16 protein-coding genes are annotated in these 17,646 nt (G+C 71.9%); 11 read left to right on the forward strand and 5 right to left on the reverse strand.

All coding sequences use genetic code 11. The features are described 5' to 3' along the window. Nucleotides 1-26: 26 nt before the first annotated feature. From ACZ6CZ_RS12225 to ACZ6CZ_RS12270, 10 genes are all read left to right on the forward strand, one after another. Entirely contained in the window at nucleotides 27-1,274 is a 1,248-nt protein-coding gene (locus ACZ6CZ_RS12225) for a M20 family metallopeptidase (RefSeq protein ID WP_469018445.1), read from the forward strand. A 281-nt stretch (nucleotides 1,275-1,555) separates the two neighbouring features. Next, nucleotides 1,556-2,620, forward strand: coding sequence for a BMP family lipoprotein (locus ACZ6CZ_RS12230; RefSeq protein ID WP_469019098.1), 1,065 nt, complete (start codon nucleotides 1,556-1,558; stop codon nucleotides 2,618-2,620). Between the two features lie 221 nt (nucleotides 2,621-2,841). Next, entirely contained in the window at nucleotides 2,842-3,888 is a 1,047-nt protein-coding gene (locus ACZ6CZ_RS12235) for a BMP family lipoprotein (protein ID WP_469018448.1), read from the forward strand. A gap of 246 nt (nucleotides 3,889-4,134) precedes the next feature. Beyond that, nucleotides 4,135-5,772 carry an ABC transporter ATP-binding protein gene (locus ACZ6CZ_RS12240; RefSeq protein WP_469018451.1) on the forward strand — a complete coding sequence of 546 codons (1,638 nt, stop codon included), beginning with the start codon at nucleotides 4,135-4,137 and terminating at the stop codon, nucleotides 5,770-5,772. Then, a complete protein-coding gene (locus ACZ6CZ_RS12245) occupies nucleotides 5,769-6,890 on the forward strand; it encodes an ABC transporter permease (protein ID WP_469018454.1) in 1,122 nt (373 codons plus the stop codon). Before ACZ6CZ_RS12240 ends, ACZ6CZ_RS12245 begins: the two co-directional genes overlap by 4 nt. Continuing rightward, nucleotides 6,890-8,152 (forward strand): ABC transporter permease, encoded by a 1,263-nt coding sequence (locus ACZ6CZ_RS12250; RefSeq protein ID WP_469018457.1) that lies wholly within the window; start codon nucleotides 6,890-6,892, stop codon nucleotides 8,150-8,152. Before ACZ6CZ_RS12245 ends, ACZ6CZ_RS12250 begins: the two co-directional genes overlap by 1 nt. Further along, complete coding sequence (locus tag ACZ6CZ_RS12255; protein ID WP_469018460.1) at nucleotides 8,149-8,550, forward strand: cytidine deaminase; 402 nt, start codon at nucleotides 8,149-8,151, stop codon at nucleotides 8,548-8,550. Before ACZ6CZ_RS12250 ends, ACZ6CZ_RS12255 begins: the two co-directional genes overlap by 4 nt. 66 nt (nucleotides 8,551-8,616) lie before the next feature. Beyond that, nucleotides 8,617-9,900, forward strand: coding sequence for a thymidine phosphorylase (locus ACZ6CZ_RS12260; protein WP_469018463.1), 1,284 nt, complete (start codon nucleotides 8,617-8,619; stop codon nucleotides 9,898-9,900). Nucleotides 9,901-9,995: 95 nt separating this feature from the next. Next, nucleotides 9,996-10,580, forward strand: coding sequence for a Uma2 family endonuclease (locus ACZ6CZ_RS12265; RefSeq protein ID WP_469018465.1), 585 nt, complete (start codon nucleotides 9,996-9,998; stop codon nucleotides 10,578-10,580). Nucleotides 10,581-10,595: 15 nt separating this feature from the next. Next, nucleotides 10,596-10,982: an STAS domain-containing protein gene (locus ACZ6CZ_RS12270; RefSeq protein ID WP_469018468.1), complete on the forward strand. Its 387-nt coding sequence runs from the start codon at nucleotides 10,596-10,598 to the stop codon at nucleotides 10,980-10,982. Here the strand turns inward: ACZ6CZ_RS12270 and ACZ6CZ_RS12275 are convergent. After that, nucleotides 10,866-11,879: a sigma-70 family RNA polymerase sigma factor gene (locus ACZ6CZ_RS12275; protein ID WP_469018471.1), complete on the reverse strand. Its 1,014-nt coding sequence runs from the start codon at nucleotides 11,877-11,879 to the stop codon at nucleotides 10,866-10,868. The two genes, ACZ6CZ_RS12270 and ACZ6CZ_RS12275, sit on opposite strands and share 117 nt — an antisense overlap. 143 nt (nucleotides 11,880-12,022) lie before the next feature. After that, nucleotides 12,023-13,312, reverse strand: coding sequence for an MFS transporter (locus ACZ6CZ_RS12280; RefSeq protein ID WP_469018474.1), 1,290 nt, complete (start codon nucleotides 13,310-13,312; stop codon nucleotides 12,023-12,025). A 62-nt stretch (nucleotides 13,313-13,374) separates the two neighbouring features. Here ACZ6CZ_RS12280 and ACZ6CZ_RS12285 point away from each other — a divergent pair, with 62 nt between their 5' ends. Next, nucleotides 13,375-14,334 carry a LysR family transcriptional regulator gene (locus ACZ6CZ_RS12285; RefSeq protein ID WP_469018477.1) on the forward strand — a complete coding sequence of 320 codons (960 nt, stop codon included), beginning with the start codon at nucleotides 13,375-13,377 and terminating at the stop codon, nucleotides 14,332-14,334. A 77-nt stretch (nucleotides 14,335-14,411) separates the two neighbouring features. Here the strand turns inward: ACZ6CZ_RS12285 and ACZ6CZ_RS12290 are convergent, their stop codons facing one another. The 3 genes from ACZ6CZ_RS12290 to ACZ6CZ_RS12300 all read right to left on the reverse strand — a co-directional run bounded on the left by ACZ6CZ_RS12290 (nucleotide 14,412) and on the right by ACZ6CZ_RS12300 (nucleotide 17,500). Next, entirely contained in the window at nucleotides 14,412-15,026 is a 615-nt protein-coding gene (locus tag ACZ6CZ_RS12290) for a TIGR03086 family metal-binding protein (RefSeq protein WP_469018479.1), read from the reverse strand. A gap of 117 nt (nucleotides 15,027-15,143) precedes the next feature. Next, nucleotides 15,144-15,791 (reverse strand): TetR/AcrR family transcriptional regulator, encoded by a 648-nt coding sequence (locus tag ACZ6CZ_RS12295; RefSeq protein ID WP_469019100.1) that lies wholly within the window; start codon nucleotides 15,789-15,791, stop codon nucleotides 15,144-15,146. Between the two features lie 185 nt (nucleotides 15,792-15,976). Beyond that, on the reverse strand, nucleotides 15,977-17,500 hold the full coding sequence (locus ACZ6CZ_RS12300) for an MFS transporter (RefSeq protein ID WP_469018481.1): 1,524 nt from the start codon (nucleotides 17,498-17,500) through the stop codon (nucleotides 15,977-15,979). Nucleotides 17,501-17,646: the final 146 nt, after the last annotated feature.

Raw genomic sequence — 17,646 nt, forward strand, 5'->3', positions numbered from 1 at the left:
CTACCCTTCAGAGGGTGAACCAATTGATGTCCCGAGAGTCCGAGGCCGACCTCGCCGGGGACGTGCTCCCCGGCACCCTGAGCGAGACGCTGCATGCCGAACTCGTCGCCTTCCGGCGCGATCTGCACATGCATCCCGAGCTGGGCTACCAGGAGTTCCGCACGACCGCCGCGATCAAGGAGCGGCTGGAGGGGGCCGGGCTCAAGCCGCGGGTCCTGCCCGTCGGGACCGGGCTCATCTGTGACATCGGCGGGGCCGGGGACGAGGGCGTCACCGGGATCCTCGCCCTGCGGGCCGACATCGACGCCCTGCCCATCCCGGACACCAAGGAGTGCGCCTACCGCTCCACCGTCCCCGACCGGGCGCACGCCTGCGGCCACGACGTGCACACGACCGTCGTGCTGGGCGCCGGTCTCGTCCTCGCCGAGCTGCACCGCCAGGGGCTGCTGCCGCGCCCGGTGCGGCTGGTCTTCCAGCCCGCCGAGGAGGTCCTGCCCGGCGGCGCCGGCGACGCCATCGAGAGCGGGGCGCTCCAGGGCGTGGCGCAGATCCTCGCCGTGCACTGCGACCCGCGCGTGGACGCCGGGCGGATCGGGCTGCGGCACGGGCCCATCACCAGCGCCTGCGACCGCCTGGAGATCGCGCTGGACGGCCCCGGCGGCCACACCGCCCGCCCGCACCTGACCACCGACCTGGTCACCGCCGCCGCCCGGGTCGTGGTCGACGTGCCCGCGCTGGTCGCCCGGCGCGTCGACACCCGGGCCGGGCTCGCCGTGACCTGGGGACGGATCGACTCGGGCCACGCCCCGAACGTCATCCCGCAGCACGCCGAGCTGTCCGGGACCGTGCGCTGCCTGGACCTGGAGGCCTGGCGCCTGGCCCCCGACATCGTGCACGCCGCCATCGACGAGGTCGCCACGCTGCACCGGGCCAAGTCGGAGATCAACTACGTCCGCGGCGTGCCGCCCGTGGTCAACGACGTGGCCGTCACCGAGCTGCTGCGCGAGGCCATGACCGCCCGGCGCGGCGCGGACGCGGTCGAGGGCACCGAGCAGAGCCTGGGCGGCGAGGACTTCTCCTGGTACCTGGAGCACGTCCCGGGCGCCATGGCCCGCCTCGGGGTGCGCGTCCCCGGCGAGCGCACCGTGCGCGACCTGCACCAGGGCGACTTCGACGTCGACGAGGAAGCCATCAAGGTCGGCGTGGAGCTGTTCACGGCGGCCGCCCTGCTGGGCGGCGCGGAACGGGACACCTCCCTCGACGGCATCGAGTAGCCCGCCCACGGCCGGGGTCCCGCGCGCCCCGGCCCACGCGGTCCCGCGCGGCCCTCACCGTCCGCTCGGCACCGTTTCGCACCCTTGTGTCACCCGGCCGTAACCGGCCGGCCCCGGCTGTAACCGGAGGTCGGCACGGTTCGATAACGGCCCGGCGAAACACCGTTCCCCTCCCCGTCTACGCGCGTTACTGTGCGCCGAAATCGCCACCACTGGCGGCACATTGGGGAAGCGGGCCGGTGACGGTGCCGTGGGGATGAAGGGTGCTTGCTGTGCGTCTGATCTCTCGGAGGACCAGGTTCTCCCACGCTGCGGTGGCCGTCACGGTCGTCGCCCTCGCGGCCGCCGGATGCGGCAAGTCCAGCAGTGACTCCAGCAGCTCGTCCGACGACGGCAACGGCACATACTCCGGCAAGGGCATAGGCCTGGCCTACGACATCGGCGGCAAGGGCGACCAGTCCTTCAACGACGCCGCCTACGCGGGCTTCAAGAAGGCCGAGGACGAGTTCAAGATCGGCGGCCGGGACATCGAGCCGCAGGACGGCGAGTCCGACGCCGACAAGGTGCAGCGCCTGGAGACCCTGGCCAAGGCGGGCTACAACCCGATCATCGGCGTCGGCTACTCCTACGCGCCGGCCGTGAAGCAGGTCTCCGCCAAGTACCCCAAGGTCACCTTCGGCATGATCGACGACTCCACCATCAAGGCGAAGAACGTCGCCGACCTGGTCTTCGCCGCCGAGCAGTCCTCCTACCTCGCGGGTGTCGCCGCCGCGTCGGCCACCAAGAAGGACCACATCGGCTTCATCGGCGGGGTGGACATCCCGCTGATCGAGACCTTCGAGTCGGGCTTCGTCCAGGGCGCCAAGTCGGTCGACCCGAAGATCAAGATCGAGTCCCAGTACCTGACCCAGACGGCCCAGGAGGGCGGCTTCTCCAGCCCCGACAAGGGCAAGGCGGCCGCGCAGGGCCAGCTCGACGCCGGTGCCGACGTGATCTACCACGCCGCCGGTCTCTCCGGCCAGGGCGTGATCCAGGCCGCCGCCGCGCACAACGCGTGGGCGATCGGCGTGGACTCCGACCAGTACCAGCAGTCGGCGCTCGCCGCGTACAAGGACCACATCCTCGGCTCGGCCCTGAAGAACGTCGGCGGCGCGGTCTACGACCTGGTGAAGTCGGTCTACGAGGGCAAGCCGGAGAGCGGCCTGGTGGAGGGCACCCTGAAGTCCGGCGGCGTCGGCTTCGCGGACACCAACCCGAAGTACAAGGCGATGACCAAGGTCGTGGCCGCGGTGGACAAGGCCAAGCAGGACATCATCGACGGCAAGGTCACCGTCACCAGCAAGTGATCCGGGACGAATCACCCCGCAACGACCTCCCGGACGCCGTTGCAGTCGCACGCCCCTTGCGTCCAGCAAGGGGCGTAGTGCTGTCCGTAACCTTGGGACGTGACTGTGGCCACAGCTCGGTAACGGACCGGACAGATGGGGTTTTCCGTCAGGTCTACGCGCGTTACGCTGCCGCGGAACCAGCGCCTGGTTTGGGCGCTTGCACAAAGGAGTCACGTTCCATGCGCCGGGTGTCCCGAATCGCCGTTGCGGGAGTTGCGACTGCAGCCCTCGCCGTCACCGTTTCCGCCTGCGGAAGCTCGTCCACCTCGTCCTCGGGCAGCAGCAAGTCCAAGGGCATCGGCCTGGCGTACGACGTCGGTGGCAAGGGCGACCAGTCCTTCAACGACGCCGCCTACGCGGGCTTCGACAAGGCCCAGAAGGACTTCGGTGTCGGCGGCCGCGACATCGAGCCGCAGGACGGCGAGTCCGACGCCGACAAGGTGCAGCGTCTGGAGACGCTGGCCAAGGCCGGCTACAACCCGATCATCGGTGTCGGCTACTCCTACGCGCCGGCCGTGAAGGAGGTCGCCGCGAAGTACCCGAAGGTGACCTTCGGCATCGTCGACGACAACACCATCACCGCCAAGAACGTCGCGGACCTGGTCTTCCACGAGGAGGAGTCCTCCTACCTCGCCGGTGTCGCCGCCGCCAAGGCCACCAAGAAGAACCACATCGGCTTCATCGGCGGCGTGGACATCCCGCTGATCCACAAGTTCGAGGCGGGCTTCGTCCAGGGCGCGCAGTCGGTCAACCCGAAGATCAAGATCGAGAAGCAGTACCTGACCCAGACGGCCCAGGAGGGCGGCTTCTCCAGCCCCGACAAGGGCGAGAACGCGGCCAACGGCCAGATCGACGCCGGTGCCGACGTCGTCTACGCCGCCGCCGGCCTCTCCGGCCAGGGCGTCATCAAGTCCGCCGCCGCGCACAAGGTGTGGGCGATCGGCGTCGACTCCGACCAGTACAAGCAGTCGGCGCTCGCCGCGTACAAGGCCTCGATCCTGACCTCGGCCCTGAAGAACGTGCAGGGCGCGGTCTACGACCTGTCCAAGTCCGTGATCAAGGACAAGAAGCCGCTGTCCGGTGAGATCCGCGGTTCGCTGGACAACGGCGGCGTGGGCCTGGCCGACTCCAACCCGGTCTTCAAGAAGGACGCCGCCCTCCAGGCCGCGATCAAGAAGGCCGCGGACGGCATCAAGGACGGCAGCATCAAGGTCAAGACCTCCTGACCTTTTCGGCCGGAGGCATTGGCCGCGGAGCGCTGTAATGGCAGCGTTACGGCCACGGAACGGGGTGCGGCAAGGATGGCCCGGGCGCACCCCGTTCGCGCGGCAGAATGCTCGGAACGGATCGGCCGTGGTCACGGCCGGTCAGGTCCGGGCACTATTTAAAGCAGGGGCGCTACGCGCGTAGAGCGGCCCCTTTCCCGAGGAGAGTGCGCCATCGACGCGTCCAGCAGCCCTCCGCTCACCGCTTTGTCGACAGTCGCGGTAGAGCTCGCGGGCATCACCAAGCGATTCCCCGGTGTCGTCGCCAACCACGACATCCACCTCACCGTCCGCAAGGGCACCGTCCACGCCCTGGTCGGCGAGAACGGCGCGGGCAAGTCGACCCTGATGAAGATCCTCTACGGCATGCAGAAGCCGGACGAGGGCACCATCACCGTCGACGGCGAGCACGTCAGCTTCGCCAGCCCCGCCGACGCCATCGCCCGCGGCATCGGCATGGTCCACCAGCACTTCATGCTGGCCGACAACCTGACCGTGCTGGAGAACGTGGCCCTCGGCAGCGAGAAGCTCTACGGCATCGGCGCCGGCGCCCGCGGGAAGATCAAGGAGATCTCCGACCGCTACGGCCTCGGCATCCGCCCGGACGCCCTGGTCGAGGACCTCGGCGTCGCCGACCGCCAGCGCGTGGAGATCCTCAAGGTCCTCTACCGCGGCGCCAGCACCCTGATCCTCGACGAGCCGACCGCGGTCCTGGTCCCGCAGGAGGTCGACGCGCTCTTCGCCAACCTGCGCGAGCTGAAGTCCGAGGGCCTGTCCGTCATCTTCATCTCCCACAAGCTGGGCGAGGTCCTCTCGGTCGCCGACGACATCACCGTCATCCGGCGCGGCACCACCGTCGGCACGGCCGTCCCCGCCGAGACCACCTCGCGCCAGCTGGCCGAGATGATGGTCGGCAGCGAGCTGCCCACCCCGGAGACCGCCGAGTCCACCGTCACCGACCGGCCGGTGCTCGAGGTGCACAACCTCACCGTCTACGCCGCCGGCGCCTCCCTCGGCACCGAGGCGGAGCCCGCGGGCGAGGGACTGACCGAGTTCGCCCCGGCCGACGAGGCCAAGCGCGTCCTGGACGACGTCACCTTCACCATCCACGCCGGTGAGGTCATGGGCATCGCCGGCGTCGAGGGCAACGGCCAGACCGAGCTGATCGACGCCCTGATCGGCACCCGGCACGCCGACTCCGGCCGGATCGTCTTCCTCGGCGAGGACATCACCCCCTGGCCCACCCGCAGGCGCCGCGAGCACGGCGTCGGCTACATCCCCGAGGACCGCCACCGCCAGGGCCTGCTGCTGGAATCGCCCCTGTGGGAGAACCGCATCCTCGGCCACGTCACCGAGAAGCCCAACGCCAGGGGCTTCTGGCTGGACATCAAGGGCGCCCAGGCCGACACCCGGCGCATCGTCGAGGAGTACGACGTCCGCACCCCCGGCATCGACGTCACCGCCGCCTCCCTCTCCGGCGGCAACCAGCAGAAGCTGATCGTCGGCCGCGAGATGAGCCACGACCCCAAGTTCCTGATCGCCGCCCACCCCACCCGCGGCGTGGACGTCGGCGCCCAGGCGCAGATCTGGGACCGCATCCGGGAGGCCCGCCGGGCCGGCCTGGCCGTGCTGCTGATCTCCGCCGACCTCGACGAGCTGATCGGCCTGTCGGACACCCTGCGGGTGATCTACAACGGCAGCCTGGTCGCGGACGCCGACCCCGCCACCGTCACCCCGGAGGAACTGGGCTCGGCCATGACGGGCGCCGCGTCCGGCCACCTGGAGCACGCACAGACCGCCCCCGAGGGTGACGACAACGCCGGTCCGGAGGACGAGGCCCGATGAAGAAGTTCGACAAGGAGCGGGTGCTCCTCGCGGTGGCCGGACCGGTCATCGCGCTCCTCCTGGCGATCGTGCTGACCTCGGTCGTGCTGCTCGCCTCGGGCAAGAACCCGTTCGAGCCCTACAGCCTGATGCTGGAGCAGCTGCCCTACTCCGACATCCAGGTCCTGATCATCAACCAGGCGTCGCTGTACTACATCGCCGCCATCGCGGTCGCCCTCGGCTTCCGGATGAACCTGTTCAACATCGGCGTCGACGGCCAGTACCGGCTCGCCGCGGTGATGACGGCCGTGGTCGGCGCGCACGTCGCCCTGCCCGGCTTCCTGCAGATCCCGCTGCTGCTCGTCGTCGCGATGGCCACCGGCGCCTTCTGGGCGGGCATCGCGGGCGTCCTGAAGGTCACCCGAGGGGTCAGCGAGGTCGTCGCCACGATCATGCTGAACGCCATCGCCACCAGCGTCATCGCCTACGTCACTCTCGGCGACGTCTGGGGCGTGCAGGTCGGCAACAACATGACGACCGGCATCATGAAGAAGTCCGGCTGGTTCCCCGGCATCGACCTGGGCTCGGACGTCGGCGAGATCTACGGCCTGGTCTTCCTCGCCGTGGTGCTGGGCGTCGGCTACTGGCTGGTCCTCAACCGCACCCGCTTCGGCTTCGACCTGCGCGCCACCGGTGCCTCCGAGACCGCCGCCGCGGCCTCCGGCGTCGACGCCAAGCGCATGGTGCTGATCTCCATGCTGATCTCCGGCGCCATCGCGGGCCTGTCCGGTCTGCCGCTGCTGCTGGGCTCCACCCACACCTACAGCCTCAACTTCCCGGCCGGCCTCGGCTTCACCGCCATCGGCATCGCCCTGCTGGGCCGCAACAACCCCGGCGGCATCGCCCTCGCCGCCCTGCTGTGGGCCTTCCTCGACAAGGCCTCGCCCGCCCTCGACTACGCGAGCCCCGTGGCGTACGACAAGGAGATCGCCACGATCATGCAGGGCCTGATCGTCTTCGCGGTCGTCATCTCGTACGAGGCCGTCCGCCAGTGGGGTCTGCGCCGCCAGCAGCGCCAGGTCGGCGCCGAGCTGGCCGCGGCCGCCGCTCAGAACACCGACAAGGAGGTGGCGGCCTGATGTCCACCGCGACCATCGACAAGACCCAGGCGAAGCAGTCCGGCACGGGCGGCCGCCGCATGTCGCTCCCGGTACTCCTGCTGATCATCGCGGGCGTGCTGGTGCTGACCTCGGTCGTCCGCCTGATCACCGGCGCGGACGGCATCACCTCGACCGGCCAGATGTCCACCGCGCTGCGCCTGGCCGTGCCGATCGGCCTCGCCGGCCTCGGCGGCCTGTGGGCCGAGCGGGCGGGCGTCGTCAACATCGGCCTCGAGGGCATGATGATCCTCGGCACCTGGTTCGGTGCCTGGGCCGGCTACCAGTGGGGCCCGTGGGCCGGTGTCGCCCTCGGCATCATCGGCGGCGCGCTCGGTGCCGTCCTGCACGCCATCGCCACGGTCACCTTCAACGTCAACCACATCGTCTCCGGTGTGGCGCTGAACATCCTGGCCCTGGGCACCACCCGGTACCTGTCGAAGTTCACCTTCGCCGACGCCCCGCAGGGCTCCTCCAAGCAGTCCCCGCCGATCGACTCGCTCGGCGACTTCAGCATCCCGGGGCTGTCCGGCTGGCTGGACACCCTCAACGGCAAGCACTGGTTCCTCGTCTCGGACCTGGCCGGCCTGCTCGGCGGCCTGGTTACCGACCTGTCGCCGCTCACCGTCATCGCGGTGGCGCTGGTCCCGCTGACCTGGTGGGTGCTGTGGCGCACGGCCTTCGGGCTGCGGCTGCGCTCCTGCGGCGAGAACCCGGTGGCGGCCGAGTCCCTCGGCGTCAACGTCTACAAGTACAAGTACATCGCGGTGATCATCAGCGGTGGCTTCGCCGGTCTCGGCGGCGCGTTCCTGTCCATCGTCGCCTCGAACGTGTACCTCGACGGCCAGACCGCCGGCCGCGGCTACATCGGCCTCGCGGCGATGATCTTCGGCAACTGGATGCCGGGCGGCCTCGCGCTCGGCGCGGGCCTGTTCGGCTACACCGACAGCCTCAACCTGCGCGGCGGCACGGTGAACGTGCACGCGCTGATCCTGCTGCTGGCGATCCTGCTGGTCTTCGGCGCGGCCTACCTGGCCTGGCGCAAGAAGTACGTCCCCGCCGTCGTCACGGTCGTCGTCGCGGCCCTGATGTTCCTCTGGTACGCCTCCACCGACGAGGTGCCGCGCCAGCTGGTGACGGCCACCCCGTACCTCGTCACGCTGCTGGTGCTGTCGCTGTCCGCGCAGTCCCTCAGGATGCCGAAGGCGGACGGCCTGCCGTACCGGAAGGGACAGGGCAAGTGAGCCCCGCCGCCGGCGTCGACTGGGAGGCGCTGCGCGCCGAGGCACGCGAGGCCATGTCCCACGCCTACGCCCCCTACTCCGGCTATCCGGTCGGCGTCGCGGCCCTGGTCGACGACGGGCGCACGGTCACCGGCTGCAACGTCGAGAACGCCTCCTACGGCATCGGCCTGTGCGCCGAGTGCGGGCTCGTCTCGCAGCTCCAGCGCACGGGGGGCGGCCGCCTCACGCACTTCACCTGCGTGGACGGCACGGGCGCGCTGCTCGTGCCGTGCGGCCGCTGCCGCCAGCTGCTGTACGAGTTCGGCGGCCCCGGCCTGCTGCTGGACACCCCGGCGGGTGTGCTGCCGCTGTCCGCGATGCTGCCGCAGGCCTTCGGCCCGGAGCACCTCACCAAGTAACTCCCCGCGGCCCCTTCGACCAGGTCGGAGGGGCCGTGTCTTTCGCACCACACCGGAAGGAACGCCATGGCCATGGACGCCATCTCCGTCATCCGCACCAAGCGGGACCGCGGCGAGCTGAGCGACGCGCAGATCGACTGGGTCATCGACGCCTACACGCGCGGTGAGGTGGCCGACGAGCAGATGTCCTCCCTCGCCATGGCGATCCTGCTCAACGGCATGAACCGCCGGGAGATCGCCCGCTGGACCGCCGCGATGATCGCCTCCGGCGAGCGCATGGACTTCTCCTCCCTGTCCCGCCCGACCGCCGACAAGCACTCCACCGGCGGCGTCGGCGACAAGATCACCCTCCCGCTCGCCCCGCTGGTCGCGGCCTGCGGCGCGGCCGTCCCCCAGCTGTCGGGCCGCGGCCTGGGCCACACCGGCGGCACCCTGGACAAGCTGGAGTCGGTCCCCGGCTGGCGCGCCCTGCTCTCCAACGAGGAGATGCTGCACGTCCTGGACACCACCGGCGCGGTCATCTGCGCGGCGGGCGACGGCCTGGCCCCGGCGGACAAGAAGCTCTACGCGCTGCGCGACGTGACCGGCACGGTGGAGGCCATCCCGCTGATCGCCTCCTCGATCATGTCGAAGAAGATCGCCGAGGGCACCGGTTCCCTGGTCCTGGACGTCAAGGTCGGCACGGGTGCCTTCATGAAGACCGTCGAGGACGCCCGGGAGCTGGCCTCCACCATGGTCGGCCTCGGCACCGACCACGGGGTGCGGACGGTCGCGCTCCTCACCGACATGTCCACCCCGCTCGGCCTCACCGCGGGCAACGCCCTGGAGGTCCGCGAGTCGGTCGAGGTCCTCGCGGGCGGCGGCCCGGCGGACGTCGTCGAGCTGACCGTGGCGCTGGCCCGGGAGATGCTGGACGCGGCCGGGGTGAAGGACGCCGACCCGGCGAAGGCGCTGGCCGACGGCTCGGCGATGGACGTCTGGCGCCGCATGATCGCGGCGCAGGGCGGCGACCCGGACGCCCCGCTGCCCACGTCCAAGGAGCAGCACGTGGTGGAGGCCCCGTCGTCGGGCGTCCTGACCCGCCTGGACGCCTACGACATCGGCATCGCCGCCTGGCGCCTGGGCGCGGGCCGCGCCCGCAAGGAGGACCCGGTGCAGGCCGGCGCCGGCGTCGAGATGCACGCCAAGCCCGGCGACCCCGTCACCGCGGGCCAGCCCCTCCTCACCCTGCACACCGACACCCCCGAGCGCTTCGCGTACGCCCTCGAGGCGATCGAGAACTCCTTCGACGTCGAAGCCCCCGGCACCCCCTTCGCGCCCTCCCCGGTCGTGCTGGAACGTATCGCCTGACCTGGGCATTCACCGTTCGGGTGAACGGGACCGGTGGACCGCCACCGGTCCCGTTCGGCATGCTGGGATCGGTGACACATCGATAGGAGACCGCCATGAGCGCACTCACCGTGGGCCAGGACCCCGAGCAGAGCTGGGACGACCTCGTCCGGTTCTGGGAGGAGATGGAACGGCCCGAGGGCAGCAAGGTGGAGATCATTGAGGGGATCGTCACCGTGTCACCTGCTCCCGCCTCCCGCCACAACGTGATCGCGGAACGCATTCAGCGCCGCTTGTACAGCGTCATTCCGGAAGACTGGGGGGTCTTCCAGACGCTCGCGATCGCCGTGCCCGCACGTTCAGGCATGTTCATCCCGGACCTTGTAGTGGCTCCCGTGCCCGAGTGCGCGGAGACGGAGACCCACATCCCCGCCGCCCTCGCCGAACTCGTCGTCGAGGTCACCTCCCGGGCCAATGCCCGCCACGACCGCGTCAGCAAGCCCGCCGCCTACGCCGCCGCCGGCATCCCGCTCTACCTCCTCGTCGACAGCTGGGCCCCCGGTGGCCCGACGGTCACGCTCTACGGCGAGCCCAAGGGTGACGTCTACCGAGTGCTGAGCGCCGTCAAGTTCGGCGAGGGCGTCAAGCTGCCCGCTCCCTTCGACGTGGTCATCGACACGAGCACCTTCCCCGCCGCGTAGGCCCTGCCCCGCCCGATGAGTTACGGGCAGGGCGGAGGTCTACCGGATGTGGATGCCAGGACACCTGCTGTGCTCGTGCTGGCCGGACCCGTCGTCGGGGACGAGGTGGCCGGGCTCTGCCGTGACGTGCGCGGGCTGCTGGAGTCCACCGGTGCCGGCGTCGTCGTCTGCGACGTGGCCGGGCTCGGTCCCCCGGGTCTCGGCGCCGTCGACCTGCTGGCCCGGCTGGAGCTGGCCGCCCGGCGGGCCGGGGGCCGGACCCGGCTGCGGGGCGCCGAGCCTGCGTTACTGGCCCTGCTGGCCCTCGTCGGACTCCGCTTCGAGGTGGAGGGGCAGGTCGAAGAGGGGGAACCAGCGCGCGGTGTCGAGGAAGAAGTGGAAACCGGTGATCCGGCCGTCTGACAGCTCCAGCACCTGCACCGCCCACGGCGTGTGACCGCCCCGCTCCGGGTCGGGCTTGTAGTGGGCGAAGCCCGGCAGGCCGTTGGCCCGCACCGGCAGCAGGCGGGAGCCGGCGCACGAGGCGCCGAGGGTGGTCATGAACCCGGTGATGTCGTCCGTGCCGCGCAGCCACAGGTCGAACGGCGGCATCGTCATGATGGCGTCCTCGTGGAGGAGCGCCGTCAGCGCCGTCATGTCGTAGCCCTCGAACGCCTTCACGTACCGCTCCAGGAGCCTTTGCTGCTCCTCGTCCAGCGGATCGGAGACGGCCCCCGCCGCCCCGGTGTCCGCGCGCTCGGCGAGCGTCGCCCGGGCCCGCTGGAGGGCGCTGTTGACCGACGCCACCGACGTGTCCAGCAGCTCGGCGACCTCGCTCGCCCGCCAGGCCAGCACCTCGCGCAGGATCAGCACCGCCCGCTGCTTGGGCGGCAGCTGCTGGAGGGCGGCCATGAAGGCGAGCCGCACGCTCTCCTTGGCGACCGCCGCCTCCGCCGGGTCCTGGACCGTCGGCAGTACCCGGGCGTCCGGCATCGGCTCCAGCCAGGTGGTGTCGGGACGCGGCGAGAGTGCCGCGCGGGCCAGCGGGGTCGACTCGGTGAGGTCCATCGGGCGGGCCCGCTTGTTCCCCGCGGTCAGCATGTCCAGGCAGACGTTGGTCGCGATGCGGTACAGCCAGGAACGCAGACTGGAGCGGCCCTCGAACTTGTCGTAGCTGCGCCAGGCCCGCACCAGGGTGTCCTGCACCGCGTCCTCGGCCTCGAAGGACGAACCGAGCATGCGGTAGCAGTACCCCGTCAGCTCGGTGCGGTGCTTCTCCAGTGCGACGTCCAGGTCCGCCGTCGCCGTGCCGTTGCCCATCGTCCACCCACCCCTGTGGCCGTACCTGTCGCGCGTCGTCGCGCCCCAGCACTTGGGAAGCTACCGCAGGCCACTGACAACGGCCCCCGGAGTGGGAGAACGCCCAGTTCACACGGGGGGCGTGCAGGAGTGCTCGGGAGCCTTCAGTGCGCCGCGGCCGGGGTCCGCCGGGCCGCCACGCGGGCCGCCCGCGTGCCCAGCGCCGTGATGGCGACGACGCCGAGCACCGCGAGGACGCCCACCCCGACCGTCCCGGACCAGCCGCGCGCGTGGAAGGCCAGGGCGCCGACGGTGCTGCCGGCGCTGGAGCCGATGTAGTACGCGGACTGGTAGAGCGCCGAGGCCTGGGCGCGGCCCGTGGTCGCCGTCCTGCTGACCGCCGAGGAGGCGACGGCGTGGCCCGCGAAGAAGCCCGCCGTGATCAGCACCAGGCCCAGCAGGACCGGCACCAGGGAGGTGCCCAGGGAGAGCAGCAGGCCCGCCGCGGTCGTGCCGCCCGCCAGGTACAGCGCTCCCCGGCGGCCGAGCCGGCCCACCAGGCGGCCCGCCGTCGACGCCGACACCGTGCCCACCAGATAGACCAGGAAGATCGAGCCGACGATGCCCTGCGGGAGCGAGAAGGGCGCCTGGGTCAGCCGGTAGCCGATGACCGTGTACACGCCGCCGAACACCGTCATGAACAGCGCGCCGATCGCGTACAGGCGGCGCAGCAGCGGGTCGGACAGGTGGCCGCGTACCGTGCCGGCCAGCACCCGGGGCCGCAGGGAGCCGGCCCGGAAGTGCCGCGGGGCGGGCAGCAGCAGCCGGAACGCCACCGCGCAGGCCACCGCGAGCACGCCGATCACTCCGACGGCGACCCGCCAGCCCCACTCCTGCGCCACCCAGCCGGTGATCACCCGGCCGCTCATCCCGCCGACGCTGTTGCCGGCGACGAACAGGCCGATCGCGGTGACCAGCGCCGTCGGCCGGACCTCCTCGGCCAGGTAGGCCGTCGCCGAGGCCGGCAGCCCGGCCAGCGCCGCGCCCTGCACCGCCCGCAGCACCACCAGCACCCCGATCGACGGCGCGAACGGCACCAGCACGCCGACGCCCACCGCCACCGCGAGGGAGGCCGTCATCACCGTACGGCGGCCGAAGCGCTCCGACAGGGCGCTCATCGGCAGCACGAACAGCGCCAGGCCACCGGTCGCGGCCGCCACCGTCCAGCTCGCCTCGCCCGCCGCCACCCCGAACTCGCCCGAGATCAGCGGCAGCAGGGCCTGCGTCGAGTACAGCAGGGCGAAGGTCGCGACGCCGGCCAGGAAGAGGGCGAAACTCATCCGGCGGTAGCCGGGACCGCCCGGGGCCAGCCGGGAGTCGGAGCGCGGATCGGGGGCGGGGACGGTCGAAGCGGCGCCCACTGCGGTGGACGCCCCGGTATCGGCGGGAGTCATGCTTCGACGCTACGGACCCCGGTTTCATCCGTCCAATGCATGGAATCGCCATAATCGTTCCCATGCAGCATCAGCAGAGGTCACAGCCGCGCCTGTCACCGTCCGGTGACACACACGACACGGCCGACATGTCGAGAGTGCTGGCGCCCCGCCTGGCGTACTTCGCCGGGGTGGCCCGCACCGAGCACGTCACGCGCGCCGCGCAGGAGATGAACGTCCCGCAGTCGACGCTCTCGCGGGCCATGGTCCGGCTCGAACAGGACCTCGGCGTCGAGCTGTTCGCCCGCCGCGGCCGCACCGTCTCCCTCACCACCGCCGGCCGCACCTTCCTCGCCTCCGTCGAACGCGCCCTCGCCGAGGTCGAGCGCGCCGCCGAGGAGGTCCGCGCCGACGCCGACCCGGCCACCGGCAAGGTCGCGTTCGGCTTCCTGCACACCATGGGCGCCGAGACCGTCCCCGGCCTGCTGCACGCCTTCCGCGCCGACCATCCGCGGGTCCGCTTCAGCCTGGTGCAGAACTACGGCGAGGCGATGCTGGAGGGGCTGCGCGCGGGGGACCTGGACCTGTGCCTGACCTCTCCCGTCCCGGACGCCCCCGACCTGGTCGCCCGGCGGCTGGACGAGCAGAAGCTGCGCCTGGTCGTGCCCGCCGACCACCCGCTGGCCGGCCGCAGGCGCATCCGGCTCAGCGAGGCGGCCGAAGAGAACTTCGTGACCCTGGAGCCGGGTTACGGCCTGCGGCGCATCACCGACGACCTGTGCCAGGAGGCGGGCTTCCGGCCCCGGGTGGCCTTCGAGGGGGAGGAGGCGGAGACCCTGCGGGGCCTGGTGGCGGCGGGCCTGGGCGTGGCCCTGCTGCCGCCGCCGGCCGTGCCCCGCCCCGGGGTCGTGGAGCTGGCGGTCACCGCGCCGCGGGCGGTGAGGGAGATCGGCGTGGCCTGGCTGGACGGTCACCCGGACACCCCGCCGGTGGCCGCCTTCAAAAAGTTCCTGCTCTCCCGGCGCGGCAACCTGCTCGCCTAGGGCCTGTCGTTCGGATCATGTCGGCGTCGCGGGGATGGCACGCACATCTACGGCGTTGTCGTCGGTCAGCTGCACACCTAGGGCTTGGCGTCGGCTCCCCGCCAGTCCGGGTCCCGGCCCAGCAGCAGGAGCGCCTCGGCGAGGGAGCCGGCGCCCCGGGGCACCTCCAGCGCGGGTGCGAAGGCGGAGCCCGGCGCGCGGTAGGACGGGTCCGTGGGGACCAGGCGGGCCACCACCAGGGCGGCGTCCAGCAGGTCGTCCGGCAGCCGGAGGTCCACGCCCAGCGTGGCGGCGACGTCCCAGGCGTGCACCACGTAGTCGATGAAGTGGAAGCCGATCGCCATCCGGCCGGGGAAGCTGCCGCCCAGCGCCGGCAGCGCGAACTGCCGCTCGGTGGCGCCCGGTCCGGCGAAGGCGTCGAGGACCGCGACCGCGGCCGCCCGGTGCTCGGCCGCCGGCTCGGCCGGTGCCTCGTCCTCGCGCCAGTGCTCCGGCTCCTCGCCCACGCCGTGCGCGGCCGCCGCGAAACCGCGGTGCTGCGCGGTCATGTGGCCCACCAGCCGGCGCAGGGTCCAGCCCGCGCAGGGGGTGTCCCGCTCCCAGTCGTCGTCCTGGGCGAGGTCGACGACGCGGGTCGCCTCCCGTACGGCGGTCCGGTCGAGCGCGACGAAGTCCGCTTCGGTGACAGTCATGGGATCAGGGTAAAACTTCACGAACGATCGTGCTAGATGGTTGCCCGGACGAGACGCCGGACGAGACGCCGGACGAGACCCGGACGAGGCCCCGGCCGCCCCGCCGGCACCGCGGGGTCAGTCCGCCTCGGGCACCCGGGACGGGTCCACGGCGACCGTGCGCAGCCGGGCCGCGATGGCGGTGCGCGCCCGCCGGTAGGCGCTCTCCATGTCGTCGTGCAGGACAGAGAGGACGTTGGCCGTCTCCATCAGCGCGACCAGTTCGAAGGAGAGCTGCGCGACATCCGTGTCGGGCCGCAGTTCGCCGGCCGTGCGGGCCTCGGCGACCGTGCCCTCCACGTAGGCGGTCCAGCCCCGCTGGGCGTCCAGCACGGCGTCGTGCACCGGCCCGGAGCGGGCGTCGAACTCGGCGATGACCTCGTAGAAGAAGCAGCCGCCGGGGAAGACCCGGCCGCGCGAGTACTCCAGCCAGCCGGTGCACAGCAGCCAGACCCGGGCGATGCCGGGCGGGGCCTCGGCGGCGGGGCGCACGACCTCGTCGGTGAAGATGCGGGCGGCCTCGCGCACGGTGGCCAGCTGCAGTTCCTGCTTGGACCCGAACAGGGCGAAGACACCGCTCTTGCTCAGGCCCAGCTCGGTGGCGAGGCGCCCGATGGACAGCGCCTCCAGCCCTTCGACGGAGGCGATGTCCACGGCGTGGCGCAGCACCAGCTGCCGGGAGCGGTTGCCCCGTTCGATCCTGCCGTCGAGGCGAGACATGGCGATGTCCTCCTAGGGCCTGGGCCGGCGTCCTCCTGCGGAAGCCGGGGGCGGCCTCCGTACGGCCCGCGCGGTGCCCCGCGGCGGACAGCCGGGTGAACCGGAGGTGTCCCCGGTGTTCACGGTCCCAGTCTGCCAGCCGAAGATCAATGCCCGGACCCGCGCGGACGCGGGACCGGGCGGGCGCTTCGTCAGGAGGGGGTGGGCCGTTCGCCCGCGCCGACCCGGGGGGCGGGGCCGCCCGCCGGGTCGGGGCCGGTGGCGGCGGCCGGGGCCGCGGACCGGGACGGCAGGCCCGCGGCGGCGACCACGACGACGAGCAGCCAGGCCACCGCGCCCAGGACGAAGGTCAGGGTGAACTGGCTCTCGGCGGGCAGGGGCGGCACCCCGGGCGGCAGCCCGTGAATGGTCCTGGCCGCCATCAGCGTGGCGATCACGGCACTGCCGATCGCGCTGCCGGCCGAGCGGGAGATGGAGTTGATGCCGTTGGCGATGCCGGTCTTCTCCGGCGGCACCCCGGTGACGATCAGGGCGGGCATCGCCGCGTAGGCGAAGCTGATGGCGACGCCGTTGACGACGCTGGCGGCGATCACCGAGGCGGTGGTGGAGTGGGCGGCGGCCAGCCAGGCGGAGCCGAGCACGCCGAGCGCCCCGCCCAGGCCCAGCACCAGTCGGGGCCCGTGCCGCTTGACCAGGACGCCGCCGACGGGGGCGCCGATGAGCGAGAACGCGGTGCCGGGCAGCAGGTAGACCACCGAGGCGCGCAGGGTGGAGGCGCCGAACCCGTAACCGGCCAGCGACTCGGGGATCTGGGCGAGGAAGGAGAGGGCGATGAACTGGGCGAACATCACGAACCCGACGAGCAGTCCGGCCAGGTTGGTGTTGGCCACCGGGCGCAGGACGAAGGTCGGCAGGTCGATCATGGGTTCGCGCACCCGGCTCTCGGTCACCCACCAGGCGACCGCGAGGGCCGCCGCCGCTGCGAAGCAGCCCACGGTCGCGGCGGAGGACCAGCCCCACTCCTGGCCCTTGGATACGGGCAGCAGCAGGAGCACCAGGAAGGCGCTGAAGGTGAGCGCCCCGAGCACGTCGGTGCGGCCGCCGGGGTGGTCGCGGTCGGCCGGGACGCACGCGGCCACCGCGGCGAGGGTCGCGGCGGCGAGGCCGACCGAGAGCCAGAACACCCGCCGGTAGTCGGCGCCGGCGTCCTGGGTCAGCAGACCGGTGAGCACCAGGGCCAGCCCGCTGCCGATCCCGAGCATGCCGCTGACGAGGGCCATGGCGCCGGGCAGCCGGTCGTGCGGGACCTCCCGGCGCAGGACGGCCAGGGCCAGCGGGAAGATCGCGGTGGCGCTGCCCTGGAGTACGCGGGCGACGATCAGCCAGGGCAGGGAGTGCGTCAGGGCGGCCAGCAGCGAGCCGGCGAGCAGGACCACGGTGACCGCGAGCAGGACGCGTTTCCTGCCGTGCTGGTCGCCCAGCCGGCCGAGCAGCGGGGTGAAGACGGCGGCCGACAGCAGGGTGGCGGTGTTGACCCAGCTCACGGCGGAGGCCGAGGTGTGCAGCGAGGACTGGATGACGCCGAGGATCGGGACCAGCAGCGTCTGCATCATCGACACGACCATCGCGGCGGCGGCCAGGCTCAGCACGACGGCGGCCCCGCCGGACGCCCGGGGCGGTAAGCCGGCCGGAGCGGATTCGATGGGTGTGGGCATGACAGTTCTCCCTTGCTCCGGACCCCGGGGGGAAGGGCGGGCGGGTGGCGGCGAAGATATTAGCACGGTCGATCGTATTGATTGTTGGGCCGGTTCATGGAAAGAATGTGCACGGTCGTGCACCTTTCTGGGGACGGCCGGACCGC

The sequence above is a fragment of the Streptomyces sp. NPDC041135 genome (assembly GCF_055592085.1).

Coding starts and splice junctions, on each gene's coding strand:
- ACZ6CZ_RS12225 (WP_469018445.1), top strand. CDS start 27: ATGTCCCGAGAGTCCGAGGCCGACCTCGCCGGGGACGTGCTCCCCGGC.
- ACZ6CZ_RS12235 (WP_469018448.1), top strand. CDS start 2,842: ATGCGCCGGGTGTCCCGAATCGCCGTTGCGGGAGTTGCGACTGCAGCC.
- ACZ6CZ_RS12245 (WP_469018454.1), top strand. CDS start 5,769: ATGAAGAAGTTCGACAAGGAGCGGGTGCTCCTCGCGGTGGCCGGACCG.
- ACZ6CZ_RS12250 (WP_469018457.1), top strand. CDS start 6,890: ATGTCCACCGCGACCATCGACAAGACCCAGGCGAAGCAGTCCGGCACG.
- ACZ6CZ_RS12260 (WP_469018463.1), top strand. CDS start 8,617: ATGGCCATGGACGCCATCTCCGTCATCCGCACCAAGCGGGACCGCGGC.
- ACZ6CZ_RS12265 (WP_469018465.1), top strand. CDS start 9,996: ATGAGCGCACTCACCGTGGGCCAGGACCCCGAGCAGAGCTGGGACGAC.
- ACZ6CZ_RS12270 (WP_469018468.1), top strand. CDS start 10,596: ATGAGTTACGGGCAGGGCGGAGGTCTACCGGATGTGGATGCCAGGACA.
- ACZ6CZ_RS12275 (WP_469018471.1), bottom strand. CDS start 11,879: ATGGGCAACGGCACGGCGACGGCGGACCTGGACGTCGCACTGGAGAAG.
- ACZ6CZ_RS12280 (WP_469018474.1), bottom strand. CDS start 13,312: ATGACTCCCGCCGATACCGGGGCGTCCACCGCAGTGGGCGCCGCTTCG.
- ACZ6CZ_RS12285 (WP_469018477.1), top strand. CDS start 13,375: ATGCAGCATCAGCAGAGGTCACAGCCGCGCCTGTCACCGTCCGGTGAC.
- ACZ6CZ_RS12290 (WP_469018479.1), bottom strand. CDS start 15,026: ATGACTGTCACCGAAGCGGACTTCGTCGCGCTCGACCGGACCGCCGTA.
- ACZ6CZ_RS12300 (WP_469018481.1), bottom strand. CDS start 17,500: ATGCCCACACCCATCGAATCCGCTCCGGCCGGCTTACCGCCCCGGGCG.